General features: G+C 43.6%; 18 protein-coding genes. 7 read left to right on the top strand and 11 right to left on the bottom strand.

The annotated features are described in order from the left end of the window. Positions 1-9: 9 nt before the first annotated feature. Positions 10-693 (top strand): hypothetical protein, encoded by a 684-nt coding sequence (locus tag D3H55_RS14570; RefSeq protein ID WP_119547890.1) that lies wholly within the window; start codon positions 10-12, stop codon positions 691-693. A 47-nt stretch (positions 694-740) separates the two neighbouring features. On the opposite strand, the gene D3H55_RS14565 is transcribed toward D3H55_RS14570, so the two are convergent. The 5 genes from D3H55_RS14565 to D3H55_RS14545 form a co-directional block, all read right to left on the bottom strand. Then, the gene (locus D3H55_RS14565) at positions 741-938 is read right to left on the bottom strand and encodes a hypothetical protein (protein WP_119547888.1); all 198 of its coding nucleotides are present in this window, start codon (positions 936-938) and stop codon (positions 741-743) included. Positions 939-1,078: 140 nt separating this feature from the next. Further along, the gene (locus tag D3H55_RS14560) at positions 1,079-2,272 is read right to left on the bottom strand and encodes a M20 family metallopeptidase (protein ID WP_168413109.1); all 1,194 of its coding nucleotides are present in this window, start codon (positions 2,270-2,272) and stop codon (positions 1,079-1,081) included. A 100-nt stretch (positions 2,273-2,372) separates the two neighbouring features. Further along, positions 2,373-3,107 (bottom strand): amino acid ABC transporter ATP-binding protein, encoded by a 735-nt coding sequence (locus tag D3H55_RS14555; protein ID WP_276310244.1) that lies wholly within the window; start codon positions 3,105-3,107, stop codon positions 2,373-2,375. Further along, entirely contained in the window at positions 3,100-3,759 is a 660-nt protein-coding gene (locus tag D3H55_RS14550; protein WP_119547884.1) for an amino acid ABC transporter permease, read from the bottom strand. Before D3H55_RS14550 ends, D3H55_RS14555 begins: the two co-directional genes overlap by 8 nt. A 27-nt stretch (positions 3,760-3,786) precedes the next feature. Beyond that, positions 3,787-4,545 carry a transporter substrate-binding domain-containing protein gene (locus D3H55_RS14545; protein WP_119547882.1) on the bottom strand — a complete coding sequence of 253 codons (759 nt, stop codon included), beginning with the start codon at positions 4,543-4,545 and terminating at the stop codon, positions 3,787-3,789. A 253-nt stretch (positions 4,546-4,798) separates the two neighbouring features. Here D3H55_RS14545 and D3H55_RS14540 point away from each other — a divergent pair, with 253 nt between their 5' ends. From D3H55_RS14540 to D3H55_RS14520, 5 genes are all read left to right on the top strand, one after another. Then, positions 4,799-5,875 (top strand): glycoside hydrolase domain-containing protein, encoded by a 1,077-nt coding sequence (locus D3H55_RS14540; protein WP_240628590.1) that lies wholly within the window; start codon positions 4,799-4,801, stop codon positions 5,873-5,875. A gap of 261 nt (positions 5,876-6,136) precedes the next feature. Continuing rightward, positions 6,137-7,003, top strand: a complete 867-nt coding sequence (locus D3H55_RS14535) for a glycoside hydrolase family 16 protein (RefSeq protein ID WP_119547880.1) — start codon at positions 6,137-6,139, stop codon at positions 7,001-7,003. A gap of 9 nt (positions 7,004-7,012) precedes the next feature. Then, positions 7,013-8,359, top strand: coding sequence for a glycosyltransferase family 2 protein (locus D3H55_RS14530; protein WP_119547878.1), 1,347 nt, complete (start codon positions 7,013-7,015; stop codon positions 8,357-8,359). 5 nt (positions 8,360-8,364) lie between these two features. After that, positions 8,365-9,288 carry a polysaccharide deacetylase family protein gene (locus D3H55_RS14525; protein WP_119547993.1) on the top strand — a complete coding sequence of 308 codons (924 nt, stop codon included), beginning with the start codon at positions 8,365-8,367 and terminating at the stop codon, positions 9,286-9,288. A 214-nt stretch (positions 9,289-9,502) separates the two neighbouring features. Further along, the gene (locus D3H55_RS14520) at positions 9,503-11,161 is read left to right on the top strand and encodes a M4 family metallopeptidase (protein WP_119547876.1); all 1,659 of its coding nucleotides are present in this window, start codon (positions 9,503-9,505) and stop codon (positions 11,159-11,161) included. Between the two features lie 330 nt (positions 11,162-11,491). Here the strand turns inward: D3H55_RS14520 and D3H55_RS14515 are convergent, their stop codons facing one another. From D3H55_RS14515 to D3H55_RS14490, 6 genes are all read right to left on the bottom strand, one after another. Further along, positions 11,492-11,920 (bottom strand): hypothetical protein, encoded by a 429-nt coding sequence (locus D3H55_RS14515; protein WP_119547874.1) that lies wholly within the window; start codon positions 11,918-11,920, stop codon positions 11,492-11,494. Between the two features lie 79 nt (positions 11,921-11,999). Next, complete coding sequence (locus tag D3H55_RS14510) at positions 12,000-12,857, bottom strand: hypothetical protein (RefSeq protein WP_119547873.1); 858 nt, start codon at positions 12,855-12,857, stop codon at positions 12,000-12,002. Then, positions 12,857-13,588 (bottom strand): hypothetical protein, encoded by a 732-nt coding sequence (locus D3H55_RS14505; protein WP_119547871.1) that lies wholly within the window; start codon positions 13,586-13,588, stop codon positions 12,857-12,859. The genes D3H55_RS14510 and D3H55_RS14505 overlap by 1 nt, the downstream gene beginning before the upstream one ends. A gap of 165 nt (positions 13,589-13,753) precedes the next feature. Continuing rightward, positions 13,754-14,620 carry a hypothetical protein gene (locus tag D3H55_RS14500; RefSeq protein WP_119547869.1) on the bottom strand — a complete coding sequence of 289 codons (867 nt, stop codon included), beginning with the start codon at positions 14,618-14,620 and terminating at the stop codon, positions 13,754-13,756. 70 nt (positions 14,621-14,690) lie between these two features. Next, positions 14,691-15,431, bottom strand: coding sequence for a hypothetical protein (locus D3H55_RS14495; RefSeq protein WP_119547867.1), 741 nt, complete (start codon positions 15,429-15,431; stop codon positions 14,691-14,693). Between the two features lie 51 nt (positions 15,432-15,482). After that, positions 15,483-16,028: a signal peptidase I gene (locus D3H55_RS14490; protein WP_119547865.1), complete on the bottom strand. Its 546-nt coding sequence runs from the start codon at positions 16,026-16,028 to the stop codon at positions 15,483-15,485. Between the two features lie 342 nt (positions 16,029-16,370). Here D3H55_RS14490 and D3H55_RS14485 point away from each other — a divergent pair, with 342 nt between their 5' ends. Beyond that, entirely contained in the window at positions 16,371-18,764 is a 2,394-nt protein-coding gene (locus D3H55_RS14485; protein WP_119547863.1) for an immune inhibitor A domain-containing protein, read from the top strand. Positions 18,765-18,874 lie beyond the last annotated feature (110 nt).

Genomic DNA, 18,874 nt, shown 5'->3' with positions numbered 1-18,874 from the left:
AGGATCAGAATGAAGAAGAAGCTTTCATTTGTCGTTTTTTTCACGGTTTTGTTTTTAGCAGTCGGTGCCTTTCATTATCAAGGAACGAAGAGTACGGTATCAGCAACGAACGGGGTTAGTGGTGGTTCTGTGGAGCAGCAGAAGGAAAGTGAAAGCACGGTTTCAGGCGAAGCTGATGGAGATATGGTTGAAAAGCAAGCTGCCGAGAAGAATAATACTCCTGATGAAACCACAGATGTTACCCCTGACTCTTCATCTGCCGTCGAGGAAAACGATTCTGTTGAAGAAAAGCCATCGGAAGCGGAGCAAAGTTCCTCTGAAAGAGAAACGGTTATGGTTGGCAATGAAGAATATGTAGATATAACAGATATGAAAAAGTTCAAAGATTTGGCTGAATTTGCTCAAAAGCACGGTGCACGTTTGTATGCTATTGAGAACTCCGACTGTTTTGCAGTTATCAAGGGGGAAGAGCCTTTATTGTTCTTCTCTGTAGGGACTGTCAGTGCCGGGGTTGAAGATATCGCTGTCCTAAAGGATTACATGGCATTCCACGGATACTCTGAGGAAACCGGAATTGCCGGCAATATTGATGTGGCGGCAGAAAGCGGGGCAAAAGTGGATGTGAATTTCAACGATGGTGCCGGTTACTACATTTTTAAGGAAGGAAACACAATTATCATTAACTGGGCCTAGGGTTTACAGAGAAAAACCGGTACTTTTCTTGTACCGGTTTTTACTTGTTATAACGGTTTATTCGGCTCATACATCGGCTGCTGATGCTGTGCCTGGTACTGCTGGCTTTTCGCTGCTGCCTTTTGGACATCCTCATCAAGTGAGAACTCGGTGTCTGCACCATTAAATTGATTGGATTCATTCTGGGCTTTCACAACTGCCTGCTGATCCTGTTCTGATTTTCTTTCCGGGTTCTTATTTTCCATCCTGGATCCCTCCCTGGTAATGAGTATGAGTTTAGAGTTTCCACCAGAGAAATGATTATTCCCGGTTAAGGGAGAAATTCCAACAAAAAACCTTTTAACAAAGCTGAGAGTCAGCTTGTTAAAAGGTTTTTTGCTGGAGATTATTCGACATATTCCGGGGCGTGACTGTCACGATTCAAAGCAAACTCTTTCTTAATTTCATTCAGGAGCTCACGATTCGTCAGGACTTCGCACCCTGTCAGAGCCATGGCCTTTGCGCCAATGATCATCGCTTCCCTTGCCTGATCTGTCATGGCCGCCTCACGGAACTCGTGGGTGTGGCAGGCATAGGCTCCTTCCGTGATTTTGATATATGGATGGATGGCCGGTACGAACTGGCTGACATTTCCCATATCGAGCGAGCCGCTGCCGTCACGCTGTTCCTGGATTTCACCCCTGTCCACCCCAAGGGAAACCAGTTCATTCGTGAAGGCTTCTGATAATTCCATGTTGGTGATCATGTCGTCGTATGAAAATTCATAGAAAGAGTGTTTCATGGAGGCTCCTGTCTGCAGGGCGGCTCCTTCTGCGCACTTCTTCACTTTCTCCGTCAGTTCATTCACATATTCACGTGAAGTACCGCGTACATAAAACTGGGCAGCCGCATAGTCTGGCGTGACATTCGCAGCCTTCCCTCCTTCAGTGATGATTCCGTGTATGCGGGCAGTCGGCAGGATATGCTGGCGCATGGCGTTGATGCTGTTGAAGGTTTGAATCACCGCATCAAGCGCATTGATTCCGTCTTGAGGACTTGCTGCGGCATGAGTGGATTTTCCGAAAAACTCGAATTGAATCGCGTCCATTGCGAGAGACGATCCGCTTTTCACATAGCTGTTTAAAGGGTGGACCATTAACGCCGCATCCAATTCGTTAAATAGGCCAGCTTCTGCCATCGTGACTTTTCCGCCCCGTGTTTCTTCTGCAGGGGTCCCATAGACAACGACCTTTCCGCCTGTTTCGGAAATTATTTTGCTCAAGCCGATGCCGGCGGCGATTCCCATGGTGCCGATCAGATTATGGCCGCAGGCGTGCCCGACTTCCGGCAGGGCATCATATTCAGCCATGAAGCCGATGACCGGTCCTGCCTTCCCGCTGTCGAATACTGCCCTGAAGGCAGTCGGCAGATCACAGGTCTCCATCTCTACATCGAACCCAAAGTCCTCAAGTGTTTCAGAAAGGATCTTGCTTGCCTTGAACTCCTCATGGCCAAGCTCCGGATTTTCACCAATATAAATGCTGATTTCTTCAAAAACTGTCTTTAACTGATCGATTTCATCCACAATTCGCTGCTTCAATACATCCATATTAGAATCAACCTCTTTTGCTAAGTATTCGGGTGTTTCACGCTTTACCGCTTTAAAGCAGCCGGGGACTGTCCCCGGTTGCTTTAAAGCACTAAAGGACTTTCTCCAGGAACTCTTTGGCCCGCTCGCTTTTTGGGTTATGGAAGAATTCGTCGGGGTGGACGTCTTCCATCAGGATGCCTCCGTCGAGGAAGAGAATCCTGTCTGCGACTTCTTTGGCGAAACCCATTTCGTGTGTGACAATTGCCATCGTCATCCCTGTGTGGGCAAGGGACTTTACGACATCCAGCACTTCTTTGATCATCTCCGGATCCAGTGCGGATGTCGGCTCGTCGAACAGCATGACACCCGGCGACATCGCCAGCGCACGCGCTATGGCCACACGCTGCTTCTGCCCGCCTGACAATCTGTTCGGATAGTCATCCGCTTTCTCTGACAAGCCAACGGATGCCAGGAGCTTCAACGCATTTTCTTCGGCAGCAGCATCTGATTCCCCTTTTACCACTATAGGTGCATACATAACATTCTCCAGTACGGTTTTGTGCGGGAATAGATTGAAGTGCTGAAACACCATGCCTACATTCTGCCGAACCTTCAAAATATCTGTCTGAGGATTCGTGATTTCATCCGTTCCGATCCAAACCTCCCCGCTCGTCGGGGTTTCCAGCAGGTTCAAGCATCTCAGCAGCGTGGATTTTCCTGAACCTGAAGGGCCGATGACTGCCACCACTTCCCCTTTATTAATCTTCGCCGAAACCCCTTTTAATACCTCCAGCTTCCCGTACGACTTGTGAAGGTCCTTTATTTTTATATAATCCTTACTCACTCCGGCGCAGCCTCCTCTCAAGTTTTTTCCCGAGCAGCGTCAAGCACATCACAAGTACATAATAGATGACACCAGCGAAAATCAGCGGCTCGAATGCTGTATACGTATTAGCACTGACAATTTGCGACCTTCTCATGATATCTAAAAATCCGATGGTCGATACAATCGCGGATTCTTTTGTCAATGTAATATATTCATTCATCAATGCAGGAAGAATGTTTTTCAGCGCCTGCGGCAGAATGATATCCTTCATCATCGGGCGGTATGGGATTGCCAGTGCCTCGGCAGCTTCCTTCTGCCCTTTGTCCACAGCCTGGATCCCCGCGCGGATGATTTCTGATATGTATGCCCCTGAATTCAGGCCGAAAGCCAGCATCCCGGCCAAAAATGGCGGAATATCATAGCCTGTCAGCTGTGGCGTTGCAAAATAAATCAACATCAGCTGTAAGATCAGCGGAGTGCCCCTGAAAATGGATGTATATGCATCGGCGACCCACTTCAAAACTTTGACTCTGCCAATCTTGAATAATGATAAAATTGTTCCGATGATAAAGCCTACGATTCCTGACACCAAAACGAAAAGCAACGTCACCCAGACGCCGTTCAGTATAAAAGGAATAGAAGGCACGATCTGGAGAAAATCCAAATCCATGCCCTTTGCACCTCATTTCTTAAAAGTTTATTCTTCCTTCAGCCACTTTTCTTCCAATTTTTCCAACTCGCCGTTCTCTTTCATTTTCTCGATTATTTCACTGAACTCTTCAACCTTGTCGCTATCCTTCGGGAAAGCAATGGCCATGCCCGGTGATATTGAGCTCTCATCGTCAAATCCCTTTAAACCGACCTCCTTGATATAGCCTTCAGCGACGGTCTTATCAAGGTAAATCACATCGATACGCTTTGCTTTCAATTCCTGGATCAACGCAGGAAGCTTATCCAGCGCTTTCACCTCTATATCAATGGTTTCGGCCAGCTTTTTGGCAGCCGTGTCCTGGATGGTTCCAAGCTGTACGCCAACCTTTGCCCCATTCAGGTCATCCATACTCTCAATCTCTGATTCCGGCAAAGTGATGAACATCTCTCCGGAACGGTGATATTCGACTGAGAAATCCACATTTTCCTTCCGTTCGTCTGTGGCGGACATGCCCGATGCCACAAAGTCAACGGTGTCAGCCTGTAAAGCCCCGATCAATCCATCAAAGTTCATATCCTTGATCTCCAGCTCGTACCCCAGCTCCTTTGTTATGTACTTGGCAAGGTCAATATCAAACCCGACAATTTCCCCGCTGTTATCATGTGTTTCAAATGGCGGAAAGTCTGCTGATGTTCCCATCACGATCTTTTCCTTTCCTTCCCCGCTCGTTTCCTCCGAAGTACCGCATGCCGCTAATGAACCTGCGGCCATAACTGCAATCAATCCCGCAAAAAGCTTCTTCATATTACTGATCCCCCTAATCTTCTAATTAATATTTATTCAATAAAATGTATTTTAACACATTAGTATAAATATGCAATATGTTTTATGAAAATAACAATCACCCCACTGGAAACAGACTACTGTATATTAATGTCTTTCCGGGTTTTTATTCGCTCTCGATGTGGCAATGCAGTGCCACTGGGCATGCGCCCGCACGTCCACCTCCCTCCCTTACATATGCTGATAGGAGAATGACGAAAGGTGTGAACGTAGAGTGTGGCAAAATAAATATGTTGGTGTCTTTTTGGCAGCGGTTCTTTTACTGCTTTCACTTTTTTCCGGACTTTATATTTATAAGGCCGGGCTCAAAGAAGGAAAAGAAATTTCATCTTCAGCACAGCCAATGGACGGGACGAACAACATCAATAACCAAATTGAAAACAACGGCAGCAAGTCAGCCGAGAATACGGTTGAAAATCAAATAGAGAATGAAGCGGGCAAGGATGTGAAAAACAACATCACCAACAATATTACGAATAATGTGGAAGTAAACGTACAGGGCGACGGTGATGTAGTGAATACAATCAGCAACAATATCAGCAACAGTGTAACGAATCAAAATACGGGCGGCAGCGGAAATGGAAATGGAGACGGCGGCAATGGCAGCGGAGGAAACGGGGATGATGACGGAAACAACTCCGGTTCCGGGCAGTCCTGGGGCATTGACACAGCCAGCCCGCTGACTGAAGAGTTGAGTGTGTGTGTGCGGGATAATTTCGGCGATCCTAAAGTGGTCGGCAGATATCTTGGTGAGAAAGAAGGTGTATCATCAGGTTTGACCAAAGAGGAAGTCGACCTGATCAAATCAAATAATGATGAGATTCTCCTTATTCATAACCGGTTTGATGATGCAGCCGGCTTTGATAAAGGGGTTGAAGAAGCTGAAGAAGCCATTGGGCTGGCCCAGGAGATCGGAGCACCTCAAGGAACGGCCCTGTTTGCTGACATCGAACCTAATTACCCGGTGGATGCTGAATTTATCATAGGCTGGTATGAAACGGTCTCTTCTTCTTCATATGCACCAGGAATATACGGAATTTTTGCAGGGGATGAAGCGTTGACAGCTGCTTTTACAGAAGCGGTCAACCAGGATGCTTCTATACAGGATGATACCTACCTCTGGACAGCAGCACCGAATGTCGGCATTACCACCGAGGAGGACGCCCCGGAGTATAGACCACAGGCACCGGAAGGCTCCAAGGTGATCGGCTGGCAGTACGGACTCGATGCGCAAGCCTGCAATATCGACACAAATCTATTTAACAATGAATATACAGATGTACTTTGGTGAATGAACGAAACAGCCTGGATGCTTTCCAGGCTGTTTTTTTGTATTTCCCATCTCCCTTAGTAGCAATTATCTTGGTCTGATAAAAGGAACTTCCACATATATCTTTCCAGTAAAAAGGAAATCACAATCATTCAATGCATATCACTTGATAAAATTATTTCGTTCTTTATAATGAACATAAATTATTTTTTTACGTTTAATGTTCTTAATAAAGAAATATCATTGCTTTAAAATGAATTTTGTAATAGGAGGTCAACTTTAATGCGTGTTTTTGTCGGAATTTTTATTTTAATGATTTTTATTTCAGGCTGCAGCGCTCAGAATGGTCCGGATGATGAGGTCTTTATAAAGAACACCCCTGAAATCGTCCCGCAAGCTGATGTTAAGTCTGCTTCAAAGGAGAAAACAAAGGACTCTGCCAGTGCGGAAATAAGGCCGGAAGAAGGCTGGTCTCTTGTATGGAATGACGAGTTTGAGAATACTGAAAAGCTTGAGAGCTTGTGGATGCTGCAAGACTGGCCTTCTTACAAAAATAATGAGCTTCAGTATTACTCTCCGAATAACGTTGAAGTCCGGGATGGGAAGATGGTTATCACGACTAAAAGAGAAAGATTCAAAGGGCGGCATTATACCTCAGGGGCCGTAACCACTGAGAATATATTTGAATTCACGTATGGAAAAATTGATATCAGGGCGAAGATCCCTAAAGGGCAGGGGATGTTTCCAGCCTTCTGGCTTGTGAACTCAAATGGGGGGACATGGCTCCCTGAGATTGACATCATGGAAAATATCGGGCAAAAGCCTAACGAGCTGCACTATGTAGTGCATTGGGAAACTGAAGAAGGCGGCAAAAAAAGGGATTTCACCACTTACGTCAGCGATGGTATCGATTTTTCGGCAGATTACCATAATTATGGATTGATATGGGATGAGGACAGGATTACATGGACGCTGGATGGCATCAAGGTTTTTGAAACTGAAAGATTTTCACCGGACTCTCCCCTTTATCTTTATTTGAATACAGCTGTCGGAGGCAATTGGCCCGGCTATCCGGATCCGGATGATTCTTATCCGAAAGAAACACTTATAGATTATGTAAGGATCTATCAACAATCCAACGAGGAGTGATTGAGGGAAATGGCTTATCTTTACTTGGCATTAGCGATTTTTTTGACGTTTGTAGCTTTTCAGACCCTGTATATCCTTATACCTATCTTTAAAGATGAACGAAGGAGAAAAGTGCTGAACCTGCATGAGCACAGCTTTTCCGTCATTGTCCCAGCCTATAATGAAGCGATTGTCATTGAAAACTGCATCCTCGGATTTTTACAGACTAAGCACCAGAATGCTGAGATGGTCATTGTTAATGATGGTTCCAGCGACAATACCCTGGAAGTCTTGAAAACACAGTTGAAATTACGGCCTTATGTAAAGCCCTTTGATCGGACCCTTCCTCATAAGGAAATCCTGAATGTCTACCGTTCGGAAACAGCAAAAAACATCTTTGTGATCGACAAATTCAATGGCGGGAAAGCAGATGCTCTCAATGCCGGCATTAATTTTGCAAATAAGGAAATTGTGGTGACACTGGATGCTGACAGTATCTTGGATCCAAACTCCTTGAGTGAAATGAATGACGCCTTTAAGGAGAAAAATGTTGTCGCCTGCGGGGGAAATGTGATGATTGCCCAGGCATTTAAAGGTGAATTCGGCCATTTTAAACCACATTTTAAAATGAAGGGCATTTTAAGGTATCAGTATTTACAATACCTGACAGACTTTTTTCTATACAAGCGGGCGCAAGCTACCCTGGGGACCATGTCGGTTATCTCAGGGGCCTTCGGTGCCTTTAAGAAAGAGATGCTCCTGAAGATCAATGGGTTCCGGAGCACGGTCGGGGAGGATATGGACATTACACTCAAGGTGCACAAGTTCATTAAGGAAAATGGTAACGAAGATAAAATCACTTTTGTCCCCTCTGCCGTCTGCTTCACGGAAGCTCCAAGTTCCATAAAAGACTTATTCAAGCAAAGAGTCAGATGGCAAAAGGCTTTTATCGATTGTTTAGTTCATTACCGCCGTTGTTATTTCAATAAATTTTCAAAGAGGTTCTCCATCTTCTTTCTTGTGGACCAATTCCTGATCGGCACCCTTAATGGCTTCCCGGTTGTGGCAGCGCCATTTCTTCTATTAATTAATCATGATAACTATTTATTCATGTTGATGCTCCTTGCTATTGCATTCTTCCTTTTTACCTATCAAAGGATTACGACTCTCTACATCAGCCATCTTCATGATATTAAGTTCTCAAAATTAGATATTGTCCAGATCATATTATTCCTGCCTGCTGAAATCTTCGTTTTTAGATTATTGAACCTGATCTTTGTCCTCTACGGCACGGTAACTTATGTATACAAGCCCCATTCCTGGAACAAGTTTGAACGGACCGGTGCATTTGCGGTGAAAGGAGTGAAACGTGCTTGAAACATATGTATGTTAAAGTCATGTTCGCATTTGGATTCGTCTCGCTCCTTGGCTTACTGTTTGTCAGTTTCGGCATGGTCATCAGTAAATACGACATTCTGGCTGTTGAACATCAAGGTCCTTTTCCTGCAGATAAGCGACTTGATGTCTGCGAACAAACCACTCGCATGAGAAACTTTGAAACTAGTAATAATGAAGCCGCAAACATTCCGGTCCTGCTGTATCATCGTGTAATCAAGGAAAAGGATATTTCAGAGACTCATTACCTTGATGGGCAAATCAATCCGAACCTTGTCACTGCTGAGACTTTCAGGGAACAGATGTCATACCTCAAAGAGAAAAAATTTGTCACCCTGACGCTTGATGAACTGTATGCCTTTTTAACGGAAGGAAAAGCGATACCCGAAAATAGTGTGGTCATCACCTTTGATGATGGATATAAGGACAATTACATTGAAGCCTATCCCATATTGAAAGAATATGGCTTCCACGCTGCCTCTTTCCTTGTGACAGGATCAGTGAAAAAGAAAACCCAGCCTTTCCTGCCGGACAAAGTACAATATCTCAGCCAGGAAGAACTGAAAGGCTCATGCGATGTTTTTGAATACGGAAGCCACACCTATACATTTCATAAGAAAGAAACAACAGACGGAAAGGATATTCCTTTCCTGGCAGCAAAGTCTGAACAAGAAGTGAGGAAGGATATCGAAACAAGCTTCTATCAGCTCAACGACAATGACTTCATTGCTTATCCCTACGGAGAATATACGCCCGAAACGATAAAGATAGTAGACTCATTAGGAGCAAAAATGGCTTTTGCCCTTGAGGAACGGAACGCCAGCCCGGTCGATCACATATACGAGGTTCCAAGGTACCCAATCAGCCAGTCCCTGTCATTTGAAGAGTTTAAGGGGTATGTTGATCAGTGAGCAGCCATATACTTTACCGCATTAACGCAAGTGGGGACAGTCCCCACTTGCGTTAATGCGGTAAAGGACTTTAAGACTATTTCGTAAGTCGAAATAACTCGAAAGCCATGTAATTGTAACTATTACCTATATTTGTAAGATAATTCAAACTAATCATGCAATTAGACCTCCTTCCTTTTATACTTGTACTAACCTAAATAAAGGAGGAATTTGTTTGAATAAGAAAATGATTGCACCACTCGTTTTATCTGCAGGACTGATTTCTGCTTCCCTTCCATACAGCAACGTCCTGGCGGTTCAACCCGGATCGAAATTGGAACAGGCTGCCCAAAAACAGTGGAATGACAAAGCGAATGTGCCTCTCTTTGTAAAAGAAACGCATACTGCAAAACGTCCTGCCGCTACATCAAGTGATGCCCTTAATTATCTCCAGGAAAATAAAACGAAACTAAACCTCAAAAACCCTAAAGCTGAACTGAAGGCCAAAAAGGCTGAAAAAGATGAGCTCGGTATGACCCACGTGCGCTTCAATCAAACAAAGAACGGGGTTCCTGTAGAAGGTGCCGAAGTCATTGTCCACTACAACGCCGAAAATGAAATTACTTCTATCAATGGTTCCCACAACAAGCAAGTAGAAAAAAGCAATCTTGACACCACCCCTGTCGTATCACTTTCAGAAGCTCTCAATACAGCTAAATCTTCTGTCAAAGCTCCTGCCATTCTGGACCAGCGTCCGACTGCCGAACTTGTCATCTACCCTTTTGAAGGAGAAAACTACCTGGCACATAAAGTTAATATCAGCTTCCTTGGTGAAGAACCCGGCAACTGGTTTATTTTCATCGATGCCAAGACTGGTAATGTGATTGATAAATACAATGCCATCATGCATGCAGATAAAATCAAGACAATAAGCGGAGTAGGACTTGGAGTTCTAGGGGATTTACGAAGGATACATATTTCCACCGACCAAAAGCCCCGTCAAGGTACTTTGTTCCAGATGGCTGATTTCAGTCATAAAGGGCTGGAAGGTATCATTACCTATGATTATTCAAATAATAGACTTGAAGTATTTGAAGGCAGAGGGGCTGCATTCATGTCTGACCATGACCGCCCTGCCGTAGATGCCCAGTTCAATTCAGAAACAGTATATAACTATTACTTAAATGAACATGGCCGGAACTCACTGGATGGGGAAGGAATGCCAATCCAGTCAGTCGTCCATTATGGGGAAGACTATAACAATGCCTTCTGGAATGGAACGTATATGGTATATGGGGACGGAGATGGAGAATTCATGGTACCTCTATCCGCCGGGCTGGATGTTGCCGCTCATGAAATGGCTCATGGCGTAACTTCCAACTCCGCCGGCTTGGTCTACCGCTTCCAATCCGGTGCACTGAATGAAGCATTCTCTGATATCTTCGGAGCTCTGATAGATGACTCTGATTGGGAAATGGGAGAAGACATTATGGCACCAGCAGCGAAAGAAAGTGGCAGGGATGCCCTTAGAAGCTTGAGCGATCCGAGCAGATTCCCTGTTGGTGCCGACTATGTACCATATGGAAATGGCGATGGCATGTACCCTTCCCACATGGATGAATACTATGACCTCCCTTCTAACCTTGATAACGGCGGGGTCCATATCAACTCATCCATCATCAACCATGCAGCCTACCTGACGGCTCAGGACATCGGACGCGATAAGCTCGGGAAAATCTACTACCGTGCCCTGACCGTTTATCTGACACCGGACTCTGACTTCAGCCATGCCCGTGAATCCATCATTCAATCAGCTGTCGACCTATATGGAGAAGGCAGCCCTGAAGCGTTAGCAGCTGCCGGCGGTTTTGATTCTGTCGGGATTACTGAATAATAACTGATAAAAAACCTCTGTCCATATTGGATAGAGGTTTTTCCTTACAGGTATTCAGCATAGGGATTGCTGCATACCAAAAAACTAAAATCCTGATTTTCCCCATGAGTATCAGGGGTGGTCTCCGAACAGTGATAAAAACCATAAAGCTCTTGACAGGTAATTTTGCAGGTATATCATATTATTGAAAATCTACATAATACCTGCACCTGATCAAGAATAAAATCCTGTTCTAGAGAATCTTCAAAGAATAATATTCAAGGCGAAACAGCCAGTAAAGTGAAAAAGAGTTGTATTTAATAGAAGAACTATCCTGGCTGCACTCCCTCATTACCTGTTCAATTCCTGATTAGCCAAGTATTTAAGGGCAAGTATTTCATCCTCATTCAAATTCTCCTGAAGCATGGCCAATATCTCTGTTTGTTCCTCAGCTGTCACTCCATCTGATACCTCTGATTGCAGCTCCATCAGTTTGCTGATGCCTACCTTCTTGATGACACCTTGAACCGCTTCTTCTTTTGTCTTATAAACCAAGTTGCTTTCATCGACATTCTCCAACCCTTCCTCCAAAAACTTTTTCAGCTCAGGATTGGCTGCAATCTGCCGCTTTGCCTCTTCCACTTGACCTGCGTTTTCCATTTCATCGTTGACATAATCAACGATTTTATCCGAAGCAAAGCCGGTACCGAAATGATAGAGTGCATACCCGCCGATACCAAGGACTATTGCCAATATCAAAATCCCTTTAAGTATCTTCATTTGAATTCCCCCTATTATGAATCAAACAAGTGATTGTATTAATTGATCTTTATATAAACTTCAATCATTTCATAGATAACTAGTTCTTATGATAAACCTTTCCTTCTTCTTCATCCAGGGATACCGGGGAAATGGTGATCGTACTTCCTTCCTCGAGGAGACCGCTCTCTTCATACTCGGCATCGTCATTCAATACTATTGTAAAGGATGGTTTAGATTCATTCCCATTCACAATCAGAGAAAAGATTCCCTGCTGTTCAGTTTCCTCTTCACCGTAATAATAAAGCTCTCCATTATTTGCATAGACGATTTCCCCTTGGTCATAGATGAAATAGTTTTCCGGATTATCCTCTTCCTTCCATTTGCCGGTCAATGACACAAGGACATACTGATAACGTACATAGTCAGAGCCTCTGAAGTTAAAGATGGTTTGTGCAAGTGAAGTGCCTTTGTCAGGTCTATAGGAAAGAACCGCCGTGTCCCCGCTTACCCATTCCACTTTGTACTGGCTGTTTTCAATCGCTTTAAAATCTGCACTGCCTTCTAAAACATCCGTCGCTCTTCCGAATAACGGTATAAAAGGCTTCAAACTGATTGTTTCATACCTGAGATTCTTATATTCTTTTAAAATCAAAGCATGCTCTCCGCTTGCCGGCTTCGAAACCAATACGTTCGTGTTCCCAAAATAATAGAAGAATGTGGTATTGGCCACAATCAAGGCTAACGCACACCCTCGCACACCCCATTTGACATAAACATTATTCCAGGGGAGTAAAAACAAAAGCAGGAAAATCAGTAAATAATTATTGATGAAAAAAATCCATCCATACACTAAATAAACATCGTAAGAGCGGGCAGCCAATACAGCTGATTGAAACATCAAAAGCAGGACAAAGACAGCTGATGCAATCATTTTCATTTTGGGCATTTCCTTCATTACTCCACCGCCTTTAACCCGAACTGTGAGAGAACTTCCGGGTAGAGCTGATCATTTTCTGTCACTGGATCCCATGTAACTCCATTGTTGACACTTCGATATGCGTGAATTTCACCGCTCGATCCAGTATTACGAAACGCAGCGAGGTAACCTGTTCCCGTATCATTTGAAAAGCCGATATATAATTGGTCATATCCCTTTTTCAAATCATGCGTCGCTGTTTTGGAGATGCTGCCTACTGACCAGGCGACACCTTCATCATATGACCTGATGATACTGATATTCTCCGATCCCCTGCCGCCATATACCACCGCAGCGAACTCTTCGGAAACATAAATATTGTCTTGGGAGATTGTGTCAAGATAGTCACTGATCCGTGCATATCCTGTCATCTCGTCATCAGGCACCTTCATCCATGCCGCTTCTTTTTCCGTCCTGACATACAGTGCGCCTTCATGAACGACGAACAGTTCCTCCGTGTCAACAGGGATATCGGTGGTGCCAGTACCATCGACAGAATGAGAGATGAGCCTGTCTATATCTTGCGGGGGTTCCATTGCAGGTGGTAGATCTGTCTTTTCCCCTCCCATATCATCCCCATTATTCTGTGGAGGGTAGACAGGCTCATAAGCGGATTCCCTACATTCCACAATGTCCTTGCTGACTCTGTACGAGCCGTACCCGATGATGAGCCCGGCAATAATGATGATAAGTATCTTTACTAATTTCATAGAGTCTGAACCATCCTCATACTTTCAATATTTGGAATCTTAACTATTATTCTAACTCAGTCTACTGGAAGAAAGAAACCTGGAAGGAGCAGGTTTTAAGTTCCCGGTGAAATCCTGAAAAAAGACCTCCAACATAAAGCTTGGAGGCCGTCACTATCCTATGGGTTATTGTTCAGTTCCTGTGGAGAGATCGAGGGTCGTGGCGTTAACTTCATTGGAATCGGAATCTGAATAAGAGTCAATATCTGCTTCCGTCTCCCCTCCTTCTTCCTTTGTTACTTCTTGTTCGTCTTTTTCAGTGCTCTTATCTTCTTCCTCCCCTGGCTTTTCTTCAGAGGATTTCTGATCTCCATCTTGACTTTCTTCTTGATCTTTATCTTCTATTTTGGAATCCAACTCTGCATCCTTTGTGGCTGGATCTTCTTGAGGGGCTTCATCCGTTATTGTTTCCTTCTCCCCAGTCTGATCTGTCTCTGCTTCTTCCTTCTGTTCCTTCTCTGGTACATCTTCTTCAGTAACTTGTATTGTTTCCTTTAACTTTTCACTATCGACTTTCAGTTTGTATGTTTCATTGACAAAGTTCTTAAAGGCTTGCACCCGATACTCGATTTTTTCTGTTTCACAGCCTGGGGAATGATCAGCTGCCATTTCAGGATCACTTTTCACGGTCTCCTTAGGCTTCAGATTTTTTTCCACCAGCAATTTCTCTCCGCCTTGACCTATTAGAGCAATCTTTACTACAGTATCCATATTAGAAATATTTTTGATTGATATGCTATTACGAACTGAACAATTCTTTCCATAATTAATTTCAGAAGTATGTATTTTCAAAAGATCAGAAGTCGTTGCGTTTTGAATACTGCCGGAAGCCTGGGTTTGGGAAGTAAACCAGGCAAACGTCCCCGGCATGGAAGACAACGTTTCAGCAAAAAGGTACAACGACAGCATGGTTGCCGAGATGCACAAAGCTGTTATCTTAATATATTTCAGGAAAAAGTGACTGGACAACTTCTTCAACTTACGATTCTTCAAAGTCACGGGCTCCTCTCCAAAGAGTAAGGCAGCCGGAAACCGACTGCCTCCCACTATAAGGATTTATCACTTATTTATTTTTATATTTTGCTCCCATGTCTGTTTGTTTGGCTTCAACCATCAGATTCGCATCATACTGCGCACCTTGATATTCATTGCCTGCACCATCATCAAGTTTTACATCAAAAGCCATGGTGATATACTCATCTTCATTTAAGGTAAAGAATTCATCATTTCCAATTTTGAAAGTTTTACTTCCTTCTGCCGCAGAAGCTGTCGATTTACTAAAGGACGCTATAGATGATGCTTCTTCCACAGCTACTTCACCAGTAACCACTTCCACTCCTTTAGGAAGTTGAGGCATATCCGACTTTGAGGCAGCGGCTATACCCATCGATCTCGGATTGTGGTTGCCATTGAAGAACCCTTTCTCCCAGGCCATTCTCCAATCATTTAATTCATCCATGTCCGGCTTGGCTGTGTATTTAAATGCCATATAATAAATTTTGTAAGGATCAGCAGATGCTTTATCAACTGAAGCCTCATATGTCAGCTTCAAGTTTTGTTCTAAATTCCCAGTATTATCAAGGGTGATGAATTCTCCGGTTACTACCTGAGATGGCGCAAACTTAGCAGCACTGAACAGCTTAGTGGAAATGGCTTCTCCATTATTTACAGACAATGTTCCATTGTCGATGTCTCCAACCGCACTTGTACTGGATGTGAACCAAGAATATGTACCATATCCTGCGCTTACCACTAGAGCCCCTGCCATTGACGTTGCCAGTAATGCCTTTTTAACTTTATTCATTTAAAATTCCTCCCAAAAATAATTGATTTATATTTATATAACTATAAATACCTATAGGTCATTTGCTGCTGTGTCATCTCGTTTGTCCAAATAGCGGAAAACCCTCTGGTAGACCTCAATAAGAACAAACAATAGCAGCGGAAACAGGACGAATAACGAAAACCCTAGTTTGCTGGTAACAAACTTGGCAGCATAACCTGCATTCGGGATGGTGTATTCAACTTGTCCGAGGATGTCTTGCGGCTTTACTTCCCATTCATCTGCCACATTGTTATTGTCACCCTTTGTCGTGAACGAGCCATCATTCACTTTTACGATTCGATGGGTAATCAGCGTTTTATCAGACAATTGAAATGTTATGACATCACCCTCAGTCAATGATGAGGATTCAGTCTCTTTCACCAGGATCATATCACCTGCACTAATCTTTGGAACCATGCTGTTTGTCAATACTGTCAGGGGCTTATAACCAAAGAATGAAGGAATCTCACTCGGATTCTTATGAGATTGATATGTAACAAATAATAGAAATGCGATACTGCCAATTATCAATGTGACGAAAAGAGTTGAAATAATTTTCATAGCTCTTTTTTTCAATGACTCACATCCTTTTGAAATTTAATAGTAATTGCCTGTATTCACAAATCTACTAGACTTCTTTTCTAGTGTCAACGATATAACGAACAAAATAGTTCTTTATAATACGACAAAATTACCTATAATTCTCTCATTTTACCCTTAGGCTGTTTAGAAGATTCACCAGATATAAACTTAGCCATACCAAGGTAATATACTAATTTCGTCTTCATTTAGGAAAGGTTCTGCCAAACTGGATCTCTAAATATTGTGTCGTTAATTGATGAAAAGATACCCTACCATTGACTGATTTTTTGGAATAGTATGTAAGGTGTAACAAAATACTTTTGTAGGGGGTTATTTATGAACAAGCTATTCAAAACCGGTCTAACTACAGTAGTAGTAGCAGGTACGCTCTTTTCAGGCATACCCGGGATCTCATCTGTAGGAGCAAAGGAACTAACAGAAGTAACACAAAAATCCAAAGTCTCTCATTCTTCTCACTTTTATGGAGACTTAGACTTAGCTTTGATTAATGATGAGCGTTTAATAGCATCCTTAATCAAACAAGGAAAAGTATCCGCAAAAGCTTCACAAGCGAAGAAACAGCAAGCGCTCCAAGATTATATTGAATTAAAGGGCAAAAAGACAGAAAGTGATGCACTCGGGAATGATCCAATCGCCCCAGCCGCTAAAGCTGCGGAATCTGCAAAACATGAAAACTTCAAAGAGCTCACTCAAAATGGAAAGAAAGGAAAGTTGCAAGGGCGTACACAACATCCTAAACCTGTAGAAGAATCTCCATCACCTGGTATTAACAAAAAAGGAAAACTACTTACGATAATGGTAGAGTACTCCGACTTCGAACATAACAGCATCCAGCCTCATGAAACCGATAACTATTATGAGGATTACAACACAGAACACTTTGAAGAGATGATTTTTGGTGATGATGGGGTAACAGGACCAAATGGAGAAAATTTTGTTTCCCAGAAACAGTTTTATGAAGAACAATCCGGTGGTACTTATACAATCGAGGGACAAGCATACGGCTGGTTGAAGGTTCCTGGAACTGCAAAGTTTTACGGAGCTGATAGAGCTTCCGGAGGACACGACAATGTGACTCCCGGCGGTTCAAAAGCATTAGTTAGAGATACTTACTTAGCTGCAATAGAGGCTGGTATTCCACTGGAGGACTATGATTTAGAAGATCCACATGATCTTGATGGAGACGGAAACTACTGGGAGCCGGATGGCCTGGTAGATCACCTGCAAATCATCCATTCCGGTATGGGGCAGGAAGCAGGCGGCGGCTCGCTTATGGATGATGCCATCTGGTCACACCGATCAGCTTCTTATGTGGATATGGATGCTTTAGGTGATGGCACGGTAGGTTTTTACGACTATACTATGATGCCGGAAGATGGGGCAACCGGTGTATTTGCCCATGAATACGGACATGACCTTGGACTTCCAGATGAGTACGATACACAATACACTGGAACTGGAGAAGCGGTTGGATATTGGTCCATTATGGCGTCGGGATCTTGGGCAGGTAAAATTCCAGGAACAGAGCCGACTGGATTCTCGCCTTGGGCGAAGGCATACTTACAGTCAACACTTGGCGGCAATTGGACGGTTCCAACAGTTGTAGACTTTGAGGATCTTAACAAAAAAGGGGCATCTTTCTTACTGGATCAAGCCAATTCTACAAACGGAAAAAACGATCAGGCAATCCAAGTGAACCTGCCGCAAAAGAAAACACTTATAAATAACCCTAAATCGGGCACCTATGAGTATTGGGGCGGCCAACAAGATGAAATGGATACTAACATGGTCACTGACGTTGATTTAACTGGAAAGTCTTCTGCAACATTGACCTTTGATGCATGGTATGACATTGAAGAGCAATGGGATTTCGGATTTGTCCAGGTGTCGACTGATGGGGGCTCCACATGGACCTCTTTAGGAAATGAAAATACGCGCAGTGATGTTGTGCCAGAAGGATATCCAACCATTCTGAATTCAATGCCTGGTTTCACTGGCAATTCAAATGGATGGGAAGCACAAACTTTTGACCTTTCGACCTATGCTGGACAAGAAATCAAATTGCGTTTACGCTATGCCACCGACTGGGGCAGTTCTTTCACTGGCTTCTTCGCTGACAATATCAAAGTTGTCGCAGACGGAGCAACGATAGTTGAAGATGGAGGAGAGAGCTCTGAATCTCCATTTACATTGAATGGCTTCACTAAGTCTGACGGTAATAAATATGTCGACCACTACTATTTATTAGAATGGCGGAATCATGAAGGTGTGGACGAAGGGCTTGCTCACATCGCACGTGGAAACTCTTTGATGAGTTATGATGGCGGTTTGGTCGTATGGTATGTAGATGATACTTATACAGACAACTGGACTGGTATCCACCCGGGTGACGGATTCCTTGGAGTAGTGGATGCCCATGATGACACAAACCTTGTTTGGAGCACAGGCGGCCAGGCAAGCACCCGCTACCACATAGCTGATGCCGCATTCAACTTCATGCCGACATCAGGATTGAACCTGGATTATCCTGGGGTTCAAAGCCTGTTCTTAAGCCCTCAGCGTGGTATACCTTTGTTTAATGACAACAAGGATTTCAATAATATCTTCATGCCGGATGCCGGCCGTAACATTGAGAACTATGGATTGAAAGTTCTTGTTAATGACCAGGCTAAGGATAAATCCGTTGGATCCATTACAATCATGAAATAAGAATGAATTTGTTAGCAAGAAAACCTCTGCACTTTAGTGCCGGAGGTTTTCTTTATTATTATTAAACATGCCTCCCCCTCTCACTAAAAAAGCCGCCTCCTATAGAGACG

Origin of the sequence: Bacillus salacetis (genome assembly GCF_003581585.1) — a bacterium.
GTDB classification, from domain to species: domain Bacteria; phylum Bacillota; class Bacilli; order Bacillales; family Bacillaceae_B; genus Rossellomorea; species Rossellomorea salacetis.
Note: the sequence above shows the minus strand (reverse complement) of the source record. Positions and strands in the feature narration are given on the sequence as shown.